The organism is Pseudomonas sp. P7759 (assembly GCF_013386445.1).
Lineage (GTDB): Bacteria > Pseudomonadota > Gammaproteobacteria > Pseudomonadales > Pseudomonadaceae > Aquipseudomonas > Aquipseudomonas azotoformans_A.
Genome location: NZ_JACART010000045.1, coordinates 69,659 through 91,854, shown reverse-complemented (window position 1 = coordinate 91,854; position 22,196 = coordinate 69,659). Strand labels below are relative to the sequence as shown.

24 protein-coding genes and 1 pseudogene are annotated in these 22,196 nt (G+C 59.5%); 11 read left to right on the top strand and 14 right to left on the bottom strand.

Annotated features, from left to right (window positions below; translation table 11 throughout):
* Positions 1 to 15: 15 nt before the first annotated feature.
* The gene (locus tag HX823_RS25715) at positions 16 to 1,206 is read right to left on the bottom strand and encodes a CaiB/BaiF CoA-transferase family protein (protein ID WP_177077305.1); all 1,191 of its coding nucleotides are present in this window, start codon (positions 1,204 to 1,206) and stop codon (positions 16 to 18) included.
* 112 nt (positions 1,207 to 1,318) lie between these two features.
* Here HX823_RS25715 and HX823_RS25710 point away from each other — a divergent pair, with 112 nt between their 5' ends.
* The 9 genes from HX823_RS25710 (at position 1,319) to HX823_RS25675 (ending at position 9,639) form a co-directional block, all read left to right on the top strand.
* Positions 1,319 to 2,230 (top strand): LysR family transcriptional regulator, encoded by a 912-nt coding sequence (locus tag HX823_RS25710; RefSeq protein WP_177077303.1) that lies wholly within the window; start codon positions 1,319 to 1,321, stop codon positions 2,228 to 2,230.
* A gap of 361 nt (positions 2,231 to 2,591) precedes the next feature.
* Positions 2,592 to 2,717 carry a hypothetical protein gene (locus HX823_RS32070; RefSeq protein ID WP_256350261.1) on the top strand — a complete coding sequence of 42 codons (126 nt, stop codon included), beginning with the start codon at positions 2,592 to 2,594 and terminating at the stop codon, positions 2,715 to 2,717.
* Entirely contained in the window at positions 2,704 to 2,916 is a 213-nt protein-coding gene (locus HX823_RS25705) for a hypothetical protein (RefSeq protein WP_177077301.1), read from the top strand. The genes HX823_RS32070 and HX823_RS25705 overlap by 14 nt, the downstream gene beginning before the upstream one ends.
* Before the next feature lie 83 nt (positions 2,917 to 2,999).
* A complete protein-coding gene (locus tag HX823_RS25700) occupies positions 3,000 to 3,716 on the top strand; it encodes a response regulator transcription factor (protein ID WP_177077299.1) in 717 nt (238 codons plus the stop codon).
* Complete coding sequence (locus HX823_RS25695) at positions 3,713 to 5,050, top strand: sensor histidine kinase (RefSeq protein WP_177077297.1); 1,338 nt, start codon at positions 3,713 to 3,715, stop codon at positions 5,048 to 5,050. Before HX823_RS25700 ends, HX823_RS25695 begins: the two co-directional genes overlap by 4 nt.
* A gap of 131 nt (positions 5,051 to 5,181) precedes the next feature.
* Positions 5,182 to 7,416 (top strand): TonB-dependent siderophore receptor, encoded by a 2,235-nt coding sequence (locus HX823_RS25690; RefSeq protein WP_177077295.1) that lies wholly within the window; start codon positions 5,182 to 5,184, stop codon positions 7,414 to 7,416.
* Between the two features lie 113 nt (positions 7,417 to 7,529).
* A complete protein-coding gene (locus HX823_RS25685; RefSeq protein WP_177077293.1) occupies positions 7,530 to 7,817 on the top strand; it encodes a DUF3649 domain-containing protein in 288 nt (95 codons plus the stop codon).
* Positions 7,814 to 9,355, top strand: a complete 1,542-nt coding sequence (locus tag HX823_RS25680; RefSeq protein ID WP_177077291.1) for a PepSY domain-containing protein — start codon at positions 7,814 to 7,816, stop codon at positions 9,353 to 9,355. Before HX823_RS25685 ends, HX823_RS25680 begins: the two co-directional genes overlap by 4 nt.
* Complete coding sequence (locus tag HX823_RS25675; RefSeq protein ID WP_177077289.1) at positions 9,352 to 9,639, top strand: DUF3325 domain-containing protein; 288 nt, start codon at positions 9,352 to 9,354, stop codon at positions 9,637 to 9,639. Before HX823_RS25680 ends, HX823_RS25675 begins: the two co-directional genes overlap by 4 nt.
* Before the next feature lie 38 nt (positions 9,640 to 9,677).
* On the opposite strand, the gene HX823_RS25670 is transcribed toward HX823_RS25675, so the two are convergent.
* Together HX823_RS25670 and HX823_RS25665 are read right to left on the bottom strand one after the other, a co-directional pair.
* Complete coding sequence (locus tag HX823_RS25670) at positions 9,678 to 10,460, bottom strand: NAD(P)H-dependent oxidoreductase (RefSeq protein ID WP_177077287.1); 783 nt, start codon at positions 10,458 to 10,460, stop codon at positions 9,678 to 9,680.
* Positions 10,461 to 10,476: 16 nt separating this feature from the next.
* Positions 10,477 to 10,665 (bottom strand): 4-oxalocrotonate tautomerase family protein, encoded by a 189-nt coding sequence (locus tag HX823_RS25665; protein WP_177077285.1) that lies wholly within the window; start codon positions 10,663 to 10,665, stop codon positions 10,477 to 10,479.
* A gap of 102 nt (positions 10,666 to 10,767) precedes the next feature.
* Between HX823_RS25665 and HX823_RS25660 the strand changes: the two genes are divergently transcribed.
* Positions 10,768 to 11,664 (top strand): LysR substrate-binding domain-containing protein, encoded by an 897-nt coding sequence (locus HX823_RS25660; RefSeq protein ID WP_256350257.1) that lies wholly within the window; start codon positions 10,768 to 10,770, stop codon positions 11,662 to 11,664.
* A gap of 23 nt (positions 11,665 to 11,687) precedes the next feature.
* Here HX823_RS25660 and HX823_RS25655 read toward each other — a convergent pair whose 3' ends face one another.
* From HX823_RS25655 to HX823_RS25615, 10 genes are all read right to left on the bottom strand, one after another.
* Entirely contained in the window at positions 11,688 to 12,782 is a 1,095-nt protein-coding gene (locus HX823_RS25655; protein ID WP_177077283.1) for a DegT/DnrJ/EryC1/StrS aminotransferase family protein, read from the bottom strand.
* Positions 12,779 to 13,711, bottom strand: a complete 933-nt coding sequence (locus HX823_RS25650) for an MFS transporter (RefSeq protein ID WP_256350256.1) — start codon at positions 13,709 to 13,711, stop codon at positions 12,779 to 12,781. Before HX823_RS25650 ends, HX823_RS25655 begins: the two co-directional genes overlap by 4 nt.
* Entirely contained in the window at positions 13,708 to 14,013 is a 306-nt protein-coding gene (locus HX823_RS32065) for a hypothetical protein (RefSeq protein ID WP_256350255.1), read from the bottom strand. Before HX823_RS32065 ends, HX823_RS25650 begins: the two co-directional genes overlap by 4 nt.
* Complete coding sequence (locus tag HX823_RS25645) at positions 14,010 to 16,112, bottom strand: glycosyl hydrolase family 65 protein (RefSeq protein WP_218170015.1); 2,103 nt, start codon at positions 16,110 to 16,112, stop codon at positions 14,010 to 14,012. Before HX823_RS25645 ends, HX823_RS32065 begins: the two co-directional genes overlap by 4 nt.
* A 155-nt stretch (positions 16,113 to 16,267) precedes the next feature.
* Positions 16,268 to 17,314 (bottom strand): NAD(P)-dependent oxidoreductase, encoded by a 1,047-nt coding sequence (locus tag HX823_RS25640; protein ID WP_177077281.1) that lies wholly within the window; start codon positions 17,312 to 17,314, stop codon positions 16,268 to 16,270.
* Entirely contained in the window at positions 17,311 to 17,985 is a 675-nt protein-coding gene (locus tag HX823_RS25635) for a hypothetical protein (RefSeq protein WP_177077279.1), read from the bottom strand. Before HX823_RS25635 ends, HX823_RS25640 begins: the two co-directional genes overlap by 4 nt.
* 16 nt (positions 17,986 to 18,001) lie before the next feature.
* The gene (locus HX823_RS25630) at positions 18,002 to 18,487 is read right to left on the bottom strand and encodes an adenylyltransferase/cytidyltransferase family protein (protein ID WP_177077277.1); all 486 of its coding nucleotides are present in this window, start codon (positions 18,485 to 18,487) and stop codon (positions 18,002 to 18,004) included.
* A 6-nt stretch (positions 18,488 to 18,493) separates the two neighbouring features.
* The gene (locus HX823_RS25625) at positions 18,494 to 18,997 is read right to left on the bottom strand and encodes a GNAT family N-acetyltransferase (RefSeq protein WP_177077275.1); all 504 of its coding nucleotides are present in this window, start codon (positions 18,995 to 18,997) and stop codon (positions 18,494 to 18,496) included.
* Positions 18,987 to 20,300 (bottom strand): aspartate aminotransferase family protein, encoded by a 1,314-nt coding sequence (locus HX823_RS25620; protein ID WP_177077273.1) that lies wholly within the window; start codon positions 20,298 to 20,300, stop codon positions 18,987 to 18,989. Before HX823_RS25620 ends, HX823_RS25625 begins: the two co-directional genes overlap by 11 nt.
* Before the next feature lie 183 nt (positions 20,301 to 20,483).
* The gene (locus HX823_RS25615) at positions 20,484 to 21,029 is read right to left on the bottom strand and encodes an SRPBCC domain-containing protein (RefSeq protein ID WP_177077271.1); all 546 of its coding nucleotides are present in this window, start codon (positions 21,027 to 21,029) and stop codon (positions 20,484 to 20,486) included.
* 85 nt (positions 21,030 to 21,114) lie between these two features.
* Between HX823_RS25615 and HX823_RS25610 the strand changes: the two genes are divergently transcribed.
* Positions 21,115 to 22,074, top strand: a complete 960-nt coding sequence (locus HX823_RS25610; RefSeq protein ID WP_177077269.1) for a LysR family transcriptional regulator — start codon at positions 21,115 to 21,117, stop codon at positions 22,072 to 22,074.
* Here HX823_RS25610 and HX823_RS25605 read toward each other — a convergent pair.
* Positions 22,034 to 22,150, bottom strand: a pseudogene (locus HX823_RS25605) (IS5/IS1182 family transposase); the annotation flags it as partial. The gene HX823_RS25610 and the pseudogene HX823_RS25605 sit on opposite strands and share 41 nt — an antisense overlap.
* Between the last annotated feature and the right edge of the window lie 46 nt (positions 22,151 to 22,196).

Here is a 22,196-nt window from a genome sequence, read left to right as displayed (position 1 = left end):
GAGCTACTCCTTGATTCAGATCAGGCCGCGAGCGCGCCAGGCTTGGCGGGTCGGCGCGTCGATACCGATGCCGTCGAGCACCGCATCGGTGTGTTGCCCAAGCGTGGGTGCGCGCGAGTGCACGCGGCCGGGTGTCGCCGTCAACTTGGGCACGATGCCGGGCAAGGTGACGGCGGTGCCGTCGTCCAACTGGCTGGCGAGCAGCATGTCGCGGGCCTGGTAATGGGGGTCGGCGGCGATGTCGGCGGCGTCGTAGATCTTGCCGGAGGGGATGTTGGCGTCCTTCAGCGCGGCCAGCACCGCATCGAGGTTTCTCTCGGCCGTCCAGGCGGAAATCGCTGCATCGATGCGCGCCACATGGCGCACGCGGCCGTCGTTCTGCGCCAGTTCCGGGTCGTCGGCCAGGTCCAGACGTTCGATCTTTTCCATCAGGCGCCGGTAGATGCTGTCGCCATTCCCCGCGATCAAGGCGTACTTTCCATCCTTGCAACGGTAGGCATTGGTCGGCGCGATGCCTGGCAGGCTGCTGCCGGCCGGTTCGCGCACGCTGCCGAACACCGAATACTCGGGAATCAGGCTTTCCATCATGTTGAAAACCGACTCGTACAAGGCCACATCCACCTGCTGGCCAGCACCGCGATTCTGCTCGCGGTGGCGCAAGGCAAGCAGCACACCGATCACGCCGTGCAGCGCGGAAAGCGAGTCGCCGATCGACACCCCTACCCGCACCGGCGTACGGCCCGGCTCGCCGGAGAGATGGCGCAGGCCACCCATGGCTTCACCGATTACACCAAAGCCTGGCAAGTCGCGATAAGGTCCGGTCTGGCCGTAGCCAGAGACCCGCAGCATCACGAGGCCAGGGTTGATCGATGACAGCTCATCCCAGCCAAGCCCCCATTTCTCCAGGGTTCCAGGGCGGAAATTCTCGATCAGGATGTCGGCGTCCTTGACCAGCCGCTTGACCACGTCACGGGCTTCGACCTGGCGCAGGTCGAGGGTGACAGACTGCTTGTTGCGCGACTGGGCGGCCCACCACACCGACGTCCCGTCGTGCAGCAAGCGCCATTTACGCAGGGGGTCGCCGGTGACCGGTGGTTCGATCTTGATCACTTCGGCGCCGAACTCGGCGAGGATCTTGGCGGCGAAAGGCCCGGCAATCAGTTGGCCCATTTCGACCACCTTGATGCCTTCCAGGGGTAGGCTCATGACGTTGTCCGTTCTTGTTGGAGGTGATGGCCGGATAATCCCCTCAAAAACAGGCCGTGAGAATGTCAAAGATTTCCACTACTCTTTCCTGACTGGAAACACGGAGGTGGAAATGATCAACTTGCTGCAACTGGACCTGGCCTCCCTGCGCCTGCTGGTGCTGGCCGCCAAAACAGAAAATCTCACCCAGGCCGCCAACAGCGCACACATGACCGTTTCCGCCGCAAGCAAACGGCTGGCCGAACTCGAACGCGTCACCCACTGCACCCTGTTCACCCGCGTGCCCCGTGGCCTGCAACTGACCCCGGCCGGACGCGGCCTGGCCGAGCATGCGCGCACCCTGCTCGACGTGGCCCAGCAAATGGCCCATGACGCCAACGACTACGCCAAGGGTGTACGCGGCCACGTGCGGTTGTTTGCCAATACATCGGCGGTGATCCAGTTCCTGCCGGCGGACCTGGCGAGTTTCCTGGCCGCCAACCCGCATGTGCGCATCGAGTTGGAAGAAGCCCTCAGCGATCGCACCATTCACGCGGTGGAAAACGGCGAGGCCGAGATCGGCATCTTTGCCGACAACGTGCCCGCTCCCGGCTTGCACATGCGGCCCTATCGACGTGACCGGTTGGTGGTGCTGGTGCCGCAAACCCATGCGTTGGCGCAGCGTTCAAGCGTGACGCTGGCGGACACGCTGGACTTCGATTATGTCGCCTTGAACCAAGGCAGCTCGCTGCTGCGCCGCATCAACGATGCCGCTGCCGGCACCGGCAAGCGTCTCAAGGTGCGTATCCAGGTCAGCAGTTTTGATGGTATCTGCCGGATGATCGAAGCGGGACTGGGGATCGGCATACTGCCGCTGGGGTCGGTGCATCCCGAGTTGCTGGCGTCCAAGCTGCGGGCGATACCGCTTGAGGGAGAATGGGCGTCACGGACCTTGTATGTCGGCGTGGCGGATGCGACGCGCCTGTCGCCGGAGGCGGCGAACCTGTACAACTACTTGAGTGAGCTGGAGGTCGCACTTGCGTAGAAACCTTCACTCGTGGCGACAGCAGATCAATCGCGATGAGGATAGGTTGCCACTCATGTAGGGGAGGGAATTCAAGGCCTAACTTGTTAAATCGCAGGCAAAAAAAGGCCACTCGTTTGAGTGGCTTTTTCTTTGTGTTTGGAGCGGGAAACGGGTCATTTACAGCTCATCTATCCCGTTGAAAGCGTTTCAACCGCTTGAGATCAAACGCTTTCGATGGACAGGATTCTGGACTGCTTGTTTGAGCATAGCAAGCCCATGTAGCGAGCCTCATCCCCTGCCGTTCTAGTATAACCACGGCCGGCCTGACGGAAGGCAATTACCGACCCTAGCCAAAGCCTTCGCCGCCGATTCGCCGTGGATGACCAGCCACTGGGGCGGCCTGCGCACCGACCTGCTCAAGCAGGGCGTCGATATCAAGATGGGTTATCTTGGCAAAACCGCGTCCAGCCTGCGCGTCGGTTACAGCCGTCATGAGTTTAAGTGACGAGGTGTACGCGCAAATCGGTGCATTCAACGTCAGCCCGTCGAACCTGGAAAACGGCAACGGATTCAAGCGCAATGCTCAAACGCCCAATGCCGCCAGCGGGATGGGCTATGACGACGCCGGGTACGTGCCCGAGCAACACTGCATGCCATTAGCAGTCCATCCCGTCGTTCCAACGGCAATGGGCCGTTGGTTTTGAGGCCCCTGACCCCGCTGAATAGGAATGTGCGCGGCTTTTGGTTAGGATGGCTCTTTATAATCATTCTCATTTGCAGGCTTTACATGTTAGTCGCCTCCCTTCCGTCTACCGCCACACGCATTCTCGCGATCGAGGATGACCCGATACTCGCTGCCGACCTCGATAGCCATTTGGTACAACGCGGGTTTTCGGTCACGGTGCGGCAGGACGGCGGGCACATCCTCGATCTGCTGCGCGAAGAGCGCTTCGATTTGATCCTGATGGACATCATGCTGCCCGGCAGTAGCGGCCTGCAGGTATTGGCGCAGTTGCGTCAACGCCAGCGCATCCCGGTGATCCTGATGTCGGCCTTGGGCGCCGAACAGGACCGTATCACTGGCTTCAGCCAGGGCGCAGACGACTACTTGCCCAAACCCTTCAGCATGTTGGAAATGGACGTGCGCATTGACGCGATCCTGCGCCGCGTCGCTTACGAGCAGGAGCGCTTGGCGCCTATCACCCAACACCCGCAGTTGGTGTTCGACGAACATCGGGCGGATGTGTGCCGCGAGGACGCCTGGGCCAATCTGACCACTACGGAGTATCGGGTGCTGGAAACCCTGGTCCAACACTCCGGCGAAACCTTGAGCAAAGCCTTCCTCTATCAGCAGGTTATGCACCGTGCCTATTCCCAACATGACCGCAGCCTGGACATGCACGTCAGCCGGGTTCGGCGCAAATTGCAGGCCATCGGCTACACCGCCGGGCGCATTGAAACCGTGCGCGGCATGGGTTATTTGCTCACGCCGCTACCGTCATGAAGCTGCCTGGCCGGCATTCGCTGCTGTGGAAATTGACCGGGGTGCTTGCACTGTTGTGCCTGCTGGTGATCAGCCTGCAGGCCGACCTGAGCAAGCGCGTGCGCGAGGCGACAGCGTTACTGCCTGACGCTGCAAAGCTCGCCTATCGCACCTACGCACGGCAAGCCGAAACTGCGATGGAAGCCCAGGGTCCCCAAGGTGTGGACGGGTTTTTACGCGCCTTGCGTGAACGCGAAAATGTCTGGGCGGTGGTGGTGGATGAACACCAGCATTCACTGTCTTCCACGCCCCTGAGCGAGCAAGAGCGGCGCAAACTCGACTTCGTCCGCCCCCTGGAATGGACCGTCGGCCGGCCCGGCAGCCGGCCGACCTTTTTTGTGGGCTTAAGCGATGGCCATTCACGGCTGGTGATGGAACTGCCCAAGCGCTTTGACCCGCGTAAACACCTGAAGCTCTGGGACATCATGCTGCAATGGGTGCTGCCCGCCAGCCTGGCACTGCTGCTGGGTTTTATGTTGTACCGCGTGCTGATTGCGCCGGTGGTGCTGCTGCGACGCCAGGCCACCGCACTGAGCGCCGGCGACCTGGGCGCACGCGTAGGGCCAGCCATGGCCAAGCGTCGGGACGAGCTGGGTGACCTGGCTCGCGCGTTCGATCACATGGCCGAACGGCTGGAGAGCACCCTCACCTTGCAACGCCGCTTGATGCGCGACCTCTCCCACGAGTTACGCACGCCCCTGAGTCGCCTGCGAGTGGCCGGCGAACGCGAGCAGGATATGCACGCGATGCGCCAGCGCCTCGAACGCGAAGTACGCGGCATGGACCAACTGATCGGCGACACCCTGGAACTGGTATGGCTCGACACGGACCGCCCGGCCCCGACGCTGGAACCGGTGGAGCTGGACCAGCTGTGGGACGTGGTGTGCGCCGACGCGAGCTTCGAAAGCGGGTTGCCCATGGAGCGCTTCCCCTGTGAACTGCCAGCAGATTGCCGCGTGTTGGGTAATCTCAACGGCTTGGCCCAGGCGTTGGAAAATATCCTGCGCAACGCCATCCGTCACTCCCCGCCAGGCGGCACGGTGACACTGGCTGGTGTGCAGGATGAAACCGGGTGGCACGTGTGGATCGAGGATCAAGGCCCTGGTGTGGCTGAGGATATGCTCGAACATATCTTCCAGCCCTTCAGTCGCCTCAATGCCGCACGCCCCGGCGGTAGCGGCTTTGGCCTGGGCCTGTCGATTGCGCGCAGCGTCGTGCAATTGCAAGGTGCAGAGCTGTGGGCCAGCAACACCGGCAGCGGCTTGCGCATGAACCTAAGGCTGCCAAGTGTATAAAATGTAAATCAGATTTACTCTCAGTTGGGAATAACTACTATTTGCGCCACCCTTGGAGACACAGGGTGAGCGCCCCCTCCTACACGAGACGCTCACGCTCCATCGGTCTGATCACCTAAGGAGTGTTATCGATGTACCCCAGGTTCAAACTCAAGCATCTCGTCGTGGCGCTGATGGCCTGCGCCCCTGGCACCCTGCTCGCCGACACGGCCGTCTCAACGCCTGAGGCGCCGGACACGGCGCTCGTGTTGGGTGATACCCATGTAGTGGCCACCGCCGAAGAAGAGCTGAAGCAGGCATCCGGGGTCTCGATCATCACCGCTGAAGACATCAACAAACGCCCGCCCGTCAACGACCTGTCGGAAATCATCCGCAAAATGCCAGGGGTCAACCTGACCGGCAACAGCGCCAGCGGCACCCGGGGCAATAACCGCCAGATCGACCTGCGCGGCATGGGCCCGGAAAACACGCTGATCCTGATTGACGGCAAACCGGTGACCTCGCGCAACTCGGTGCGCTACACCCGCTCGGGCGAACGCGATACCCGTGGCGACAGCAACTGGGTGCCCGCCAACGAAGTCGAAAGCATCGAAGTGCTGCGCGGCCCGGCCGCTGCGCGCTACGGTTCGGGCTCCATGGGCGGCGTGGTCAACATCATCACCAAGCGCCCGACCCAGGCCCTCACCGGCTCGATTTCTGCGTTCACCAATATGCCCGAAGACGATGCCGAAGGCGTGACCAAACGCACCACCTTCAGCCTCGCCGGGCCGTTGACCGAGGCGCTGACTTTCCGTGTCTACGGCAACCTGAACAAGACCGATGCCGATGATGCCGACATCAACCAGGCCAACACCGACACCGCGTCCGGTGCATCCCTGGCCGCCGGCCGCGAAGGCGTACGCAACAAAGACCTCAATGGTCTGTTGAGCTGGGAGCTGAATGAACAGCAAACCCTCGATTTCGAGGCCGGTTTCAGTCGCCAGGGCAATATCTACACCGGTGATGTGGGTACCGGCGGCACCGACTCGTTGACCCCTGGCAGCACCATCAATAAATGGTTGGGTCGCGAAACCAACACGATGTATCGACAGAATTTCTCGGTCACCCATCGCGGCGACTGGGCATTTGGCACCTCAAAAGTCTTGGCGCAATACGAAAAAACCCGCAACAACCGCTTGCTGGAAGGCCAGACCGGTTCGGTCGACGGCGACATCAGTGCGAATGCCGATAAAAGCACCAGCACCTACAACAGCTACCTGCTTCAAGGCGAGCTGAACATCCCGCTGGAAGTACTGCTGCCGCAGACCCTTACACTCGGCTCGGAATGGAACCGCCAGGAGCTGGACGACCCCAGCACTTTCGACCGCGCCATCGGCACCACCCTGCCCAACTCCGCTGCCGGTGCCCGCTCCACCCGCATGGACGCAACCATCATGGCGGTGTTTCTCGAAGACAATATCGAGCTGACGCCCAAATGGTTCCTAACTCCCGGCCTGCGCCTGGACCATCACGACCAGTTCGGCGCCAACTGGAGCCCAAGCCTCAACAGCTCCTACAAGCTGACCGACGACCTCACGCTCAAAGGCGGTATTGCCCGTGCGTTCAAGGCGCCAAACCTGTACCAGTCCAACCCCAATTACCTGTACCGCAGCAACGGCAACGGCTGCGCGCCGAGCCTGAACGCCAGCGGCTGCTATGTACTGGGCAACGCCAACCTGGACCCGGAAATCAGCATCAACAAAGAGCTGGGCCTGAGCTTTGCGCGTGACGGCTGGACCGCCAGCCTGACGTATTTCCGCAATGACTACGACAGCAAGATCGTCTCCTCCAACAGTGAAGTCGGCCGTACCGCCGCCAATGAGCCGATCCTCCAGTGGGACAACGCCACTGATGCGGTGGTCAAGGGTTGGGAAGGCAGTGTCGGTGTGCCGTTGCTGGGCGAACAGGGTGAAACGCTGAGCTGGAACACCAACTTCACCTATATGCAGGACAACACCGACAGCGACGGCAACCCGTTGTCGGTAGTGCCCAAATACACCGTCAACACCATGCTCGATTGGCAGGTCACCGAGGCCCTGGCCTTGAGCCTGACCGGCACCTACTACGGCAAGCAGGAACCGCGTGACTACAACCCGACACGGGCCGTCGAGGTCACCGCCGCCAACGAGATGAAGACGCTCGACCCGTACCACATCTGGGGGGTGGGCGGCACGTATGAACTGAACAAGCACCTGTCGTTCGGCGCCGGCGTCAGCAATATTTTCGACAAGCGCGTGTACCGCGAAGGTGCGGGCACCAGTGCCGGGGCCAGTACGTACAACGAACCGGGGCGTGCTGTGTATGCGTCTGTCACGACCTCGTTCTAACGCCCATTGAAGCCCCACTCATCGCCCAGCCGGCTCGCCGGCTGGGCGTTTGTGTGTACCCATACCGATAAAACGTCCCCGGCCCACCACGGGGCACCTGATGAGCAAGCCGGATGAAAACACCCTCCCATTACTGGCCGATGTTGTCCCGAATCGCCGCCGCCCTGCTGGGCGGCTATCTGTTCACCTATGCCTTTACCGCCGCCTTGGCGCGCCTGCTGCCGCTGGGCAAGATCGACGCCATGATCATCGCCAGCCTGCTGTCGTTTGCGGTGTACACGCTGGCCATCCTGTGGGCATTCGCCTGCCGCAGCGCCACCCGCGCCTGGGCCGGGTTGAGCCTGGCACTGCCGTTGGCGGCCATAGGCTTCTGGTCGAATGGGCTGGAGTTATTGCGATGAAAACCAAGACCATTACCCAAGCCTTGTCCTGGTTGCATACCTGGAGCGGCCTGCTGTTGGGTTGGCTGCTGTTTGCAATTTTCCTGACCGGCACCCTGGCGGTATTCGATAAAGAAATCGATGGCTGGATGCAGCCGGAGATTCCCGCCCACAACCTTAGCCAGGGCGAAGCCGCGCAGGTCGCGCTGGCGTATCTACAGGCGCAGGCACCGGATGCGAGTGCCTGGAATATCGGGCTGCCCACCGCGCGCTCACCTGAGTTGACCGTGTCCAGCGGTGAGCAACGGCGCGGCGGCGGCAAGACCCTCGACCCCACCACCGGCGAACTGCTGGATGTGCGCGAAACCGCCGGCGGCGGGTTCTTTTTTCGCTTTCACTTCACCCTTAACCTGCCGCGTAATATCGGCATCTGGCTCACCGGCCTGGCAGCCATGGCGATGCTGGTAGCACTGGTCAGCGGCATTGTGATCCACAAGAAAATCTTCAAGGAGTTCTTCACTTTCCGCCCCGCCAAGGGCCAACGCTCGTGGCTGGATGCGCACAACGCCAGCGCCGTGTTGGTATTGCCGTTTCACTTGATGATCACCTACACCGGGCTGGTGATTTTCTACCTGATCTATATGCCGGCGGCGGCAGACGCCCTGTTCGGCGGCGACCGTGACGCCGTCAACCGTGCGATGCGCGGCGCGCCAGCGGAACAACACGGCGGCCGCCAGGGCCAGCGCCCACCGACAGCCGTCAGCGCCGCGCCCCTGACCGCGTTGGCGCCCGTGCTGGCCGAGGCCGAGCGCGTCATGGGCCCGGTCGCCGGCTTGTCTATCCAGAATCCTGGGCGCAGTGATGCACGCATCGAAGCACGACCGGTGCTGGGCAATCGCATCGAGCTGACCAAGGGCATGAGCATGGTCTTTGATGGCGTGAGCGGCAACGTGCTGCGTGCACCGACAGACAGCCGTGCCAGCCTGCTGACGCAAAAGGTCATGGCCGGTCTGCATTTCGCACAATTTGGCGGCTACCCGATGCGCTGGCTGTATTTCATCTGCGGCTGGGTCAGTTGCGCGATGATTGCCACGGGCCTGGTGCTGTTTACCGTCAAGCGCCGCAGACGCCATGACAGTGAAGGCATCCTTGGCACGTGGCTGTATCACGCCGCAGAGCGCCTCAACATCGCGGTGGTCGCCGGGCTTGGCGTGGCATGCGTCGCCCTGCTCTGGGCCAACCGCCTGCTGCCCGTGGAACTGAGCGCACGCGGCATGTGGGAAGTTCGGGTGTTTTTCCTGGCCTGGCTGTTGAGCCTGGGCCATGCCATCGCACGCCCGTGGCAAGCGGCCTGGCGCGAACAGCTGGGGTTGGCAGCGGTGCTGTGCATGGGCTTGCCGCTGTTGAACCTGCTAGGTGCAAACCGAGGGCATGCCCTTGCACTGGAAATCACCAGCGTGGCGCTTGGCCTCATGCTTGCTGCGGCCTGCTGGAAACTCGGGCAACCGAGCCGCCCGCGCCCGATAAAGTCCGACCATCAAAGAGGCGCACTGACATGAACGTAGCCTTGATTACCGGGCTTCTACTGGCCTGCCTCGGTATGACGAGTCTATGCCTGGGCCTTGCACGCAACTACAAAGCACTTGGCCGGCCGGCGCCCGCCACACCCGTACTGAAAGTATTGCGTGGCACACGCTGGCTGGCACTGATCGCCAGCCTGGGCTGTAACGTGATGGCCTGGGGCTGGGCCATGGGCCCGGTGGGCTGGTTGGGGATGCTGTCGTTGGCGGGGCTGGCGCTGGTCTTTCTGTTACCGTATGCACCGCGCGTCAGGGCCAGGTAAATCTGCGGCAAGACACCTTCACCGCCAGCGCCCGGCGCTCAAGTGAAGGTGTCAGCGGCCTGGTGATGGGCCTGGCCTGCCCGTGGGTTCCACTGGAAACCTGAGCGCGCCACAACCCCAGGTTTCAAGCGCTGATCACCGCCGTAGTCTGCACGGGGATGAAAGAACAACGGTGTCACCTTATCGATTCCCTTCAACACCGCGGCGTAATCCTCAAGATAGGTTTTACGCTCGCCCTCGGACACATTGCCCGGCATCCAGGCCACGTACGGCGGCAATACGTCAAACCCCAGGTAACGGAAGATCCCGTTATGAATCGGCCATAGAATGTGGTGGATGCTCCCGTCAATCCCATCCGGCTGATACAGGCTCTCGGCAGTCCCGGTCGTGATGCAGACCATAGCCCTGCGCCCCTTGAATTTGCCGTTGTCGTATTTCTCGCCAGAGGCGTAGGCAAAGCCACGGGTCATGGTGCGATCAACCCAGCCTTTGAGAATGGCGGGCATCGAAAACCACCAGATCGGGAACTGAAAGATCAGCACATCGCACCACAAAATTTTTGACTGCTCCTGCTCCACATCAAACGTGGAGCGGCCATGGGCGAACATGTTTTCTTGCTCGGCCGCCAGGTTTAGAAAGCCGGCGTCTACACGTGGGGTGGTGATGTCATCAGCGTCCAGGCTCGGCTTCCAGTCGAGCGCATACAAATCGCTGACTCGAACCTCGTGCCCTTGCGCGCTCAACACCTCGACCGCACAGTTTTTGAGCGCGCCATTGAAGGATCGAGGCTCGGGATGTGCGTAAACAATCAGGACATTCATCGCTCGCTCCTCAAGGTCAGAGCCCCGGCTCGAACAGCTCCCCGGCCACCGCCCAGTTACGTGCCGGGACGTCCTCAAACACAACGTGGACCCACTTGGGGTCTACCCCGGTATGCTTGATCAGTGTTTGGGTAATCTCAGCAGCCACCTGCACTTTGGCAGCTTGAGGTTTGTCGTCGAACCAGGTTACGCGTACAACGGGCATGTTCAGTCCTCTCATCAGGGTTAATAGCCATTGATTTTCCGGGCACGCCCCACCCCGTGACAAACCATCGTTTTTCGTTGTATGGAAGAGAAAAACTGCGCCATGAAACCGGATATCCCCCTCAAAGCCATCGCCTGTTTCGACGCGGTCATGCGCACCGGCAGTGCGCTGCTGGCCGCCGAGCAGATGTGCGTCACGCCAGGAGCCGTGGGGCAACAGGTGCGCAAGTTGGAGGCGTGGCTGGGTGTGGCGTTGTTCACGCGCAGTGTGCGCAAGTTGCACCCCACTCAGGCCGCACTCAGCTACTGGGACCAGGTGCAACCCGCGCTGATACAGCTGGAGAACGCCAGCCTCGCCCTACGCAATCGCCAGGACCAAGGCGTGCGCCTGAGTCTGCCGCCCGCCTTCGCCAATTCGTGGTTCGCTAGGCGAATGCCGACCCTCATCGACCAAGACACGCAACTCAAGTTGCACCTGAGCGCCAGCACCGAGCTGGTCGACGTCACGCACGATGGATTTGACCTTGCGGTGCGCCATTGCGATGGGCTGGTTCAGGGGCTGGTCGCCGAGTTGCTGCGGCACGATGAAGTGAGGGTGTATTGCAGCCCGAGCTATCGCGAACGCTTGCGGTTGCGCACGCTGGCCGACCTAAAGCGCATGACGCTCCTCTACACCACATCGCACGCGCATTGGCCCAACTGGCTGACCCAGGTCGGCCTTGGCAATACCGAAGTTGGCACCGGCATTCGATTCGATCAACCGGAACTGGCCATCGATGCGGCCCGGCGGGGCCAAGGCCTGGTGCTGACCAGCCCGTGGCTGGTCGAAGACGCACTCGAACAAGGCCAATTGGTGCAAGTGTTCGAGGCGGCTCTGACGGTCGGTAAAGGCTATTACCTGGTGCACAGTGATCAATCGCCGTTACGCGCCCCGGTCGAGCGACTCAGGCAGTGGTTGTTGGCATCGGCGCTTGAGTGCTCGCCTCTCGTGCAGCCTTGACCCATCGTGCCAAGCACTCTGCTCTATTTCAGATCGAAGTCCCGTATAGCTACCGCAATCTTTTCAACATCACTGTCCGAAAGATGCGGGTGACAAGGAAGCGTCAATATTTCTTTCGCCAGGCGTTCCGTCACAGGAAGGGCCACAGCCGACCTGGAATCTAGCCAGGCTCGCTGGCAATGAATGGGCGTCGGATAGTGAACAGCGGCCTGGATACCCTTATGTGCGAGGTACTGCTGCAGTTCGTTACGCCGCTGTGATCTGACTACATAGTGGTAATAAGCGCTACCCGCCTTGCCTCGGCCAAGGTCTGATCCTGTGGCTGTGTCGGCGAGTACAGCATCATAGTAGGTGGCGATCGCCCGACGCCGCTGCAACCACAGATCCAGGTATTCAGTTTTGATGTTGAGCGCGACCGCCTGTAAAGCGTCCAGCCGTGTATTGAGCCCAAAGCTGAAGGCTTCGTCACGGGATCTCAACCCGTGATTGCGCAGACCCCGCGCGTATTCAGCAATCTTCGTGCTGGTGGTGACAAGTGCGCCCCCGTCCCCTAAGCCGCCAAGGGTCTTCAAGGGATGAAACGAGAAGGCCGCAGCGTCCCCAAACGTACCCACCTGACGACCCTCTATCAGAGTGCCAATCGCTTGGGCGCAATCTTCAATCACCGCGATGTCGCGTGCACGGCACGCAGCCGTGATCGGGACCATATCCACTGGCCTTCCCCTCAGGTGCACCGTCACAACCGCTTTAGTGCGATCACTCAGTAACGGTTCTATCGTCTGGAGGCTGATGAGTTCGTCTTCTTCCACATCCGCCAACACCGGATAGGCCCCCACGGCCACTATCGCACCCACCGTTGCGATGAAGGTGTTAGCGCACGTGATGACCTCATCTCCCGCACTTACCCCTACCGCACGCATTGCCAGAATCAGCGCATCGGTGCCAGAGTTCATCGATACAACATGAGCCCCGTTACAGCGTCCTGACAGCCATGTTTCAAACCGCGTGACTTCTTCGCCCAAGATGAAATCTCCGGCCGAGAGTACGTTACGCCACTGTTCAAAGAAGGCCTCAGTCAGATCCTGAGCCTGTTCCTGGACATCGTTGCACCGGATCATTTAGGTACCCTCCCACTACCAGACGCCTGGAGAGCTGATGCTAAAGCCACGCCAGCCGTGCCCATTGCACAGATAATGGCCACGATGATCAGTGTCTCCGGGTAGCCGACTACCCCAGCAACCAGCCCACTACCAAGATAGATAAATGGGTACGCACCATTGGTGATGAAGGTGTCCATAGCAACCACCTTGCCCAAATCATTCTGCGGGGAAAGTATCTGCATTGATGTGGCCCACCCCGTTAGCCACGACGCCTCGACGAAGCCCACCAATACGGCGCCCAAAACTATAATCCAGGCTGCCCCTGCTATACCTAGCAACACCATTGCAGCGCTCAATATCAGGCCACTGATCACTGCCAACCCGTTTAAACGCTGATGACCTGCGGCCAGCACCGTGACCACCGACCCAATGCACGCGCCAGCCCCCGATGCAGCCAAACAAATGGCCCACATGGCATCACCAAAGCGAGCACTCACGGCATAGGGAGCCACCACAAGAAACACCGGAAAGCACAACACGTTAACCACCAAGGTCGCCGCAAAGCCGAGCGTTAACGTCGGGTGGCGACAGATGACTGCCATGCCGTTGAAAGCCGCACGAAGAGTCAGCATCTCATCGCTGTCGTGGGCCTCCATATCGGGTAGGGACGCAGTAAAAATGGCAGCACAAAAGAAGGTAATGCCGTCGATCAATATCCCCCAAACGGGATCCCAGAGAATGATCAGCACGCCGACAGTCGCTGGCAGAATTACCGCCGCCAGATTGTCGATAAAACTCATTGCACCATTGCCGGCCACCAGGGCTTCTTTGGGAAGTAAATTGACCAGCAAGACCTGTGCGCAGGGACGGGATGCACCGATCCCGACGCCAAACATCAGGTAGACCAGAACCAGCCACCACCAAGCCGCCCCAGCAACAATGATCAAAGTAGCTCCGACTTGCATCGCCCCCGGAGGACGTCCGTACCCATCAAGATGCGCTTCGGTGAACGCCTGTCAGCCAGCATCCCACCTAAACACGCACCGAAGATGGTACCGACACCTACCGCCGCCATGACAAAACCGAACACTTCTACGCCAAAACCTGTTCGGATCAGTGCTACAGGAAGAGCTGCCAAACATACCGCATCACCCGCCATGGACAGGCTCTGCCCAATCAGCAACTTGCGAAATGGCGACACGCGCAATGCATTACGGTAGGGCTGCGCACGCTCTATCAGCGATGTCATTTCACCCCTCCGATGTAGAGTCGCCCATTCGAATCTCGAGTAGTGGCCTGTTCTTTTCCATCAACGGTGATGAGGGCTGCGCCTTGCGCCCTGACATCGATGGAAAAGCGCTTCCCACGAAAACAGATCACGAACCGATAACTTTGCCAACCTGAAGGCAGCTTCGGGTGTAGAGAGAGCAATTCATCATCGACACGGAGCCCAGCTACCCCCTGTACAAGCCCCTGCCAGGCACCTGCATAGGCAGATAAATGCAGGCCGTTGGAATAGTCATCCGTGGGGGTGAAGTCCAAGTTGTATCGGCTTGCCTTAGTGATGAAGTCAGCGCACTTGTCCAGGGCGCCGATATCGGCGGCAACGCGTGCGTGAGGCCCGTAACTGAGTGAGGACTCGTGAACGGTCCGAGGCTCGTAGAAGTTAAAGGCTGCACGCTTCACCTCATCAGGGAAATCGTCCGCAAACATCGACATCAGAAGAATGACATCCGCCTGCTTCACCACGTTGGAATCAAAGTTCATTAGCTGTTGCGCCGCGACTCGTTCGAGCTCATCCGCGAACCGCGGGCCCCGCCCCTTGCAGGTTCGTGGCTCAGCCTCGGGAAGATCGGCGTACCCCTCAAACTCTTCAGGAATCGAGATCCCATCCGCGGTCATCCATGGCAAATACACCTGCTTACTGACGTTACGCCACTGGCTTAGTTCATCGCCATGAACGGCGGAAAGAAAACCCCGATCGGCCCAAGAGAGTGCATAGGTAATGCACCACCGGAGCAGGTAATTGGTGAAAAAGCTGTTATTGACATGGTAGTGATACTCGTCAGGCCCCATCACAGGCCCGATGACATAGGCACTCTTCTGAACGGACCATTTGAACGCTGACACGGCAAATCGGGCGCAATCCGAGATAAGCGCGTACCCTGCTGCTTCCATATACGCCTGATCACCAGTCGCTGCCCAATATCGCGCCACGGCATAGGCCACGTCTGCGGAGATGTGCAGCACTTCATCGACGCTCCATTCCCGTGCGACCTCGCCACCCGGGTATGAAAGGACGTAGCGAGGCCCATTCTCCAGCCCAAGATCGTTGGACGCTTCCGGAAACCGTGCACCCGCAAAGCCCGTGGCTCGGGCAAAATCCCACGCCCCCTGCAACGTGCGGTGGCGAAAGTCGATCAGCGCCCGCGCCACGTCCGGCGCATTCCACAACCAGAACTCGAATTTATGCAACTCAGTGTCGAAAAACGTAGCCCCTGAGTGATAAGTACTGGAAAGACCCCGGGCTGGCGATATCAAGCCAGATTTAAACTCCGGAGCCCCGAGCCCCTGCTGTAACAATTGAAACACGGCATACCTGATGCCTAGTTCAACCGGATGACCGTGCGCCTCAATAGTCACATCGTGCTCTTGCCAAATCTTTGCCCAACGATGCCTGTGATCGGCTTCGGCCTTGACGATACCGAGTGCAGGATGCAGAGCACGTTGCACAGCCACTTCGGCCGCTGAGCTTATTTGCCAGCGGGTGAATAGAAGTTGCCGGTCTACCTTAGCGAAGTCAAAGGTCACGGACCCAGCGCAGCAGGCGTTTTCAATCCCCCATACAGCAAGTGAGCTGAAGCGCGCTGGCGCCGATTGCATCTGGATGCCGTAGCGAAGTGTTCTTTCCCCGCTTTGCACTGTGACGTCGAACCCATCGCCCCGGCGACGGTAAGCACCCAATTCATAGTGCCGCGCCGTTAACCAGGGTGACGCCCCCAAGTACTCGTTTAACGCGCAGGCATCGACGCCGTAATCGATACGTACACGTCGAAACCCTCCTCTACCTCCGACCTTTCGTAGGCTGATAACAGTAGAGATCGCTGGCTGATCGGGCCGATCAATAAACTGCCGAACCATTAGCTCAAGCACGCAGTCACTGATTCGAAATTGCTGCGTGCTGCTAACAGACGCGCTGTCCATAGATAACGTTATCCTCGGTGGCTCTTCGTCAGCATCGGCAGCAAGCACACCGGTATCCACGTCATACAGCCGAAGAATTCGAGGCGCGGGCAGTGCTACGATCTCGCGCGCCACCCCGACACCTGGGGCATACAGCCCAGCCATCAATAGCTGCATCCTTAAGGCACGCTCAGATGCGTCAGGCACGTGTGGACGAAGCCCTACCAGCCCATTACCCAACGTTGCCAGGCACGACACGAAGGCGCATGAGTGTGAGTTGAGCTCACACACTCGCTCCAGTTGCAGGCCATAGGAAACGATCAGCACGACCGCCGCTCTACCGAAGAGAAAGACCAATCGGAGCACTGCATATTGCGAACGTTGTGATAGCGCGGGTCCGTCAAAATGTCCGTACTGTCGCCAAACCAGCCAGATTGGTAACGCTCACAGATCTCAAGAACCGCATCGCGCACCGTATAGACAAACTTAAAGCCCAACGCCCTCTGCACCAATGCCGAGTCGAGCCGATAGGAGCGCACATCATCGGAGGCCGTGGTCCTTATCGGAATGCATACACCGAAGTAGCATTCAACGATGTGCTTCACCTCAACGGCGATATCGCAGATGGTACGGTTATCGGCCCCCGCATTCACTGCACACCCGCAGAGCTGACCGAGCGAGTCACACCTTACGAGCATCGTGTAGAGCCTGCAGAGATCGTCGATATGAATATTGGGCCTGTACTGCGCGCCACCGAAGACCGTGATTTCCTGTCGGGCTAATGCGCTGGCGGTCAATATATTCACCGTTAGGTCCAACCGCTGCCTCGGTGACCAACCACAAACGGTTGCAGCTCTGACCGCAACCGTTTCAAACGACGCGTCAGTCAAGCCAAACAAAATTGACTCGCCCTCAGCTTTGTAGCGGTTGTAGTCGGTTATCGGAACGCAGGGCTGATGTTCGTTGACATTGGGCTCATCGCTGATCCCGTAGACACTGGCTGACGAAGCGTAAATAAAGCGTTTGCACCCACTGTGCTTGGCGCTGCGTATCAAATGGGGAAGGCAATCGATATTGATTGATCGGCTCACCTCAGGATCGCAGGCAAAGCTCGGGTCGTTGGCAACGGCAGCGAGGTGAACGACCGTGGTAACCCCGCTTAATGCAGCGTCAATGGCGGGTCGGTCGCGGATATCGCCCTTGATGAACTCAAAGCGCGGATGGGTGACCCACGGCATCAGTCCGTTAATGAAGTACTCGGCATCCAACACCCTCACCCTATAGCCGGCCGCCAACAACTTGGGTACCAGGCGTGATCCGATGTACCCCGACCCGCCCGTGACAAGCACAATCGATTGATCCGTCATATCACCACCTCCCGGGGAGCAGCGAGTGGAATGCTGAGCTCATCCAGCGAGGCAAGAATGGTGCAACGCGGATTGCTCGCAAGAGGATGTAGTTCGTTGCGCCGTACCTGACAGGCTCTGATACCCATAGAACTGGCCAAGTCGACGGAGTACGGCGAGTCGTCAATCAGGGTTACCCCATCCGGCTCAAAGTCGCCCAGCAAAAAATGGAATAATGCCTCTCGACTCTGGTCGGGTTGCTGGCACACGACCTCAATCTGCTGATCACACAACACACCCGACTTGCGCAATGCCGCAGCAAACAGGCGGGGGGCATTCTTTGAAGCCGTGTAGAACCTTACGCGCTGGTCTGCCACTTGGATCCGCAACAACAGCCGCCACGCGTCCTCAAACAAATCGGCCTGCTCCGAAAGCCGCATGAACTCACGTTGTTTGGATGTTGCCAATGCACAGACCAACCTTGACCTACTCTGCGCCTCGCTCGGTACGGTCTTTTGCAAGGCCAACAAACGCGATGCACCTTCCAGTCGAGGCCGTCCTGCGATGCAGGCAATGTATTGCCCGTAACTCAGTTCCTGCCCTTCAATCCGACGTGCAACGTTGCGCCATGCCTCGTAATGAGGGGTGTCGAGTATTGTTCCGTCGAGGTCGAGCAAAAGCAGCGTTTGCATATAACACCTACCAACTTCACATCCCCATGGATGAAATGATCAGGGCAAGTCGACTTGTTGAATCCAGCACCGCGCTGTCCGTCAGTACCACGCGGCCACCACTGCTTTCCACGACCGCCGTCTCTGACTGCAACCTTGGGTCAGCACTGACACAGTAATCGGCGCCCTTGAAGAACAGGTCGGGAGAAAGCACTGCGATCAAGGACTGCGCCGTCGCCGCGTTATTGATAATTGCGTGATCGCAGTAGCGGATTGCCGCCAAGAACTCGACACGACACTGATCAGAAAAGATTGGTCTCTGCGGCCCCTTGTTGACAAACGCGTCTGCCGTGACCGACACGAAGAGACGATCCACCATTGCTTTCGCCTGCTTCAGGTGGTGGATATGCCCCGCATGCACGATGTCGAAGCAGCCGTGACACAACCCAATAACAAGGCCTCTGGTTCGATAGTCATGAGCAATGGCTAGCAGCTCACTGACGTTGTTCAGCACTGTAGACATCACAATCTAGGCCCCAGCCCTTAGATATTTAGCCATGATGTGCAGGTGCTCCGACGTCCCCCAGTAGTCGGGGATCTGACCGACAACTTGAAACCCGTTGCGCTGGTGAAAAAGATAGGCTGCACGTTCCCTATCAATATTTCCGATGTCCAGGCACAGGTACGCCTTCCCCTGACGCAACGCGTGTGCCTCGATTTGAGCGTATAGCAACGTGGCAATCCCACGCTGCCGGTAGTCTGCATCCACGACCAACCAATCCGCCCAAAGCGTCTGCGATGATGGCCAAGGACCGGGACCGGCACCCATCGTGCCTACGACTGTCCCTTTGAACGTAGCGACCAAGCGAACTTGCCCTTCGTGTGGCCTGCCAAGCTCAGCTGAAAACTGTGCATGTGCGGATTGCATCAGGTCATCCTGCGACCTTATCTGCGCAACCAGTTCAAGAACTCGCGTCATATCGCAGGCGGTAAACGGCCGGATCAGAACGTCGCCAAAACCGTCATCCAACATGGTATCCAACCCTCTTCAGAGCTGCATCCAGGCGATCACATGCTACATCGAGCATGTCGGGGGTATGAGCCGCGGAGAGTGTCACCGGTTCGGGGCAGTAAGCCTGGGGCAGCAGAAAGCCATACATTCCATACTCGGTCGACAACAGGCCAAATAGCTCTCGGGCGAACGCAACTGGGTAGGTCTGCGCAATGTCCCTCATCGTGCGCGGACGATCAGTACGTCCGATATGCACGCCAATCCTGCCGCCATAACTGTCGAGGTAGCACGGTATGCCATGACGGGCAAAGACTTCACCAAGGCCTTGCTTCAACTGGCTGTCCAATTGCGCGACATACTCATACACCGCACCGTCCTTCATATGTTGCAGAACGGCCAAGGCAGCTGCCACCGAGAGATAGCGGCCTGTATTGGTACCACTGATCTGGACAGGGCCTCGTGGTGCAATGACGTCCATGTATTCAGCTTTGCCCGCGAGACCGGCGATAGATACACCGCAACCGAAGGCTTTGCCGAAGGCCGCAATATCGGGCACTACGCCATAGTCCAATTGCGCGCCACCGATGTTCGCGCGAAACCCAGTCAACACCTCATCAAAGATCAGCAAGGCGCCGTGTTCTGTCGCTAGAGTTCGCAGACCTTCAAGAAATCCATGGTCGGGTTTGATGCAGCCAATGTTCAAGGCGACCGGTTCAAGAATGATCCCGGCGATATCACCTGAGTACGTTTCAAACGCCTTTCTTACCGCGCTCAGATCGTTCCAGGGCAGCGGCACCGTCAATTCTCCAAACGCCACAGGAATCCCGACAGTACCTTCTACTCGCTCAAGCTCTCCCGACTCCAGCACAGCCCCGCATCGAACTGAGGAGTCAATGTTCCAAGTTAGACCGTCGTTCAGGCCATGGAAGTGACCTTCGAATTTCAGGATCAATCGTCGGCCCGTAACCGCGCGAGCAACGCGTACTGCGTACATCGTGGCTTCCAGGCCCGAGTTAACCAGGCGCAGCTTCTCCGCGCAGGGGACGGCATCGCAAAAGAGCTCGCTCAACCGGTGGTGCTCTTCAGTTTCGTACTGCTGCAAAAAACCACGAGACAGCGCACGCTGAAGAGCATCACGGACAACAATACTGTCGTGCCCCAAAAAGCAGGACCCCCAGCCCATGATGTAGTCATCGCACCACTCACCCGAAGCAAGCTGTATACGTGCACCAGATGCATTACGAATCTGCACGGGGCCCGTCACCGCCAGATGATTCCAGCCAGCTAGGACACCTCCAACTCGTGTTTCGCCGCTCGTATTCATATCGGTCCACCCTTGCATTCCGAGAAGTCACGGACAGGTAGCAACCTGCCCGATACTAGTGCTCGGCAATACCAGGGTGAATAGCTTGAGACGCCAGGAAGACAATTCAGAACGCACCTACAGAGATGAATCCATCTTCCTGCAGCATTGTTAACTCGACTGTGTTTTATGCAACACCTTCAATTAAGCAAGGGTCGGGGGCGTGAGGGGCATCAGTACCAAAGTGTTCGCCTCACGCGCAGCCCTGACCAACCCATCCAGCCAATCCTGATGCCCATTGATCATTGGGTTTGGCCGCGTCATCGCCAGCTCCGCAGCCGGCTTACCCTTCTGGGTTTCCTGGGTCAGGATGCGCACTCGACCTTGGGATAGATCCTCGATCAGCCACGCATGGTGTACATCCAGACGCGTATCGCCCTCACCTGCCCAACCGTGCCAAGCGATTCGCCCCGGCTGCCCAGCTACGGGCGCAACACACTCATTGCACTGCGCCTCCACCGGAAAGCCGAAGGTTTCAAAGTAGAAGCGCGTTCCGTCCTGCAACTCAGGGCGTGGCCCATCATGCAAGCGCACGTTTGCCGAGTTGGCGTAGTACGTCGGCCACCTTGCTGCATGGCTCAACAACGGCCAGATCTCGGCCGCGGTGAGGCCCGCGACGATGATTTCATTGGAGACGAAGTTTTCGGTGAAGCCAGGCAGGTAGCCTTCTGGCCAGACAATCTCATGCATGATCAGCACTCTGAGGTAATGGACGGGCGCCATGGTCGGTGCTAGCGTGAAATAACGCCAATCGCCATCTTTTATCTAGAGCATCATGAATCCTGATATCAGACACCTCGACTTCAACTTGCTCAAAACCCTCGATGCCCTGCTCGACGAACGCAGCGTCACCCGCGCCGCCGAGCGCCTGTCGCTGACCCAGCCGGCCGTGAGCGGCATGCTCACTCGTCTGCGAGAAAGTTTTGATGACCCGTTGTTCGTGCGCGCCCAGCGCGGCATGGTGCCGACCTTGCGTGCCGAGCAACTGGCCGCGCCGGTCAAGCAACTGCTTGGCGATATTGAACACCTGCTGCGACCGCATGCCTTCGACCCGGCCACGGCGGAGATGACGATCTCGATCGCCTCGACCGACTACGCCTTGCGTGCCGTAGTCGTGCCGTTCCTCAGCGCCCTGCGCGTCCAGGCGCCGAATATCCGCGTGGCCGTGCAACCGGTGGATGCGCAGCAACTGCCCGGCCAACTGGAACGCGGCGATATCGACCTGGCCCTCGTCACCCCGGACAGCACCGCGCCGGGCCTGCACGCGGCGGCGTTGTTTGAGGAGCGCTATGTGTGCGTGATGCGTGCAGATCATCCGGATGCAACGGGCAAAAGCCTGACGCTGGAGCGCTTCTGCGCCCTTGACCATGCACTGGTCTCGCTCTCCGGTGGCGGGTTCCAAGGGGTGACCGACCAGGCGCTGGCCCACATCGGCCAGTCACGACGGGTAACGGTCTCGGTAAACAGCTTCCTGGTGCTGCCCGATATCTTGCGCAGCAGTGACCTGATCGCCGTCGTGCCTCGGCGCCTGGCGCAGCATGCCGAAGGCCTGGCGGTGTTTGAGCCACCGCTTGAAATTCCGGGGTTCAGCAAGACAGTGGCTTGGCATGAGCGCACCCATCACGACCCTGCGCAGACGTGGCTACGTGGGCTGTTGATCGACTCGGTGAGCGGTCCCATCACACCGCCAGGCCCTAGGCTCTGTACGAAAAGTAATGTCGTAAACACCGCATAGCACAGGCCAGCGAAACCAGCGCCGCGTAACTTTTCGCGAGTTTGTCGAAGCGCGTCACGATGCGGCGGTTCTCCTTATAGACCGTTGACCAAGGGCGACGCACACGCACACCGCAGTGGCAC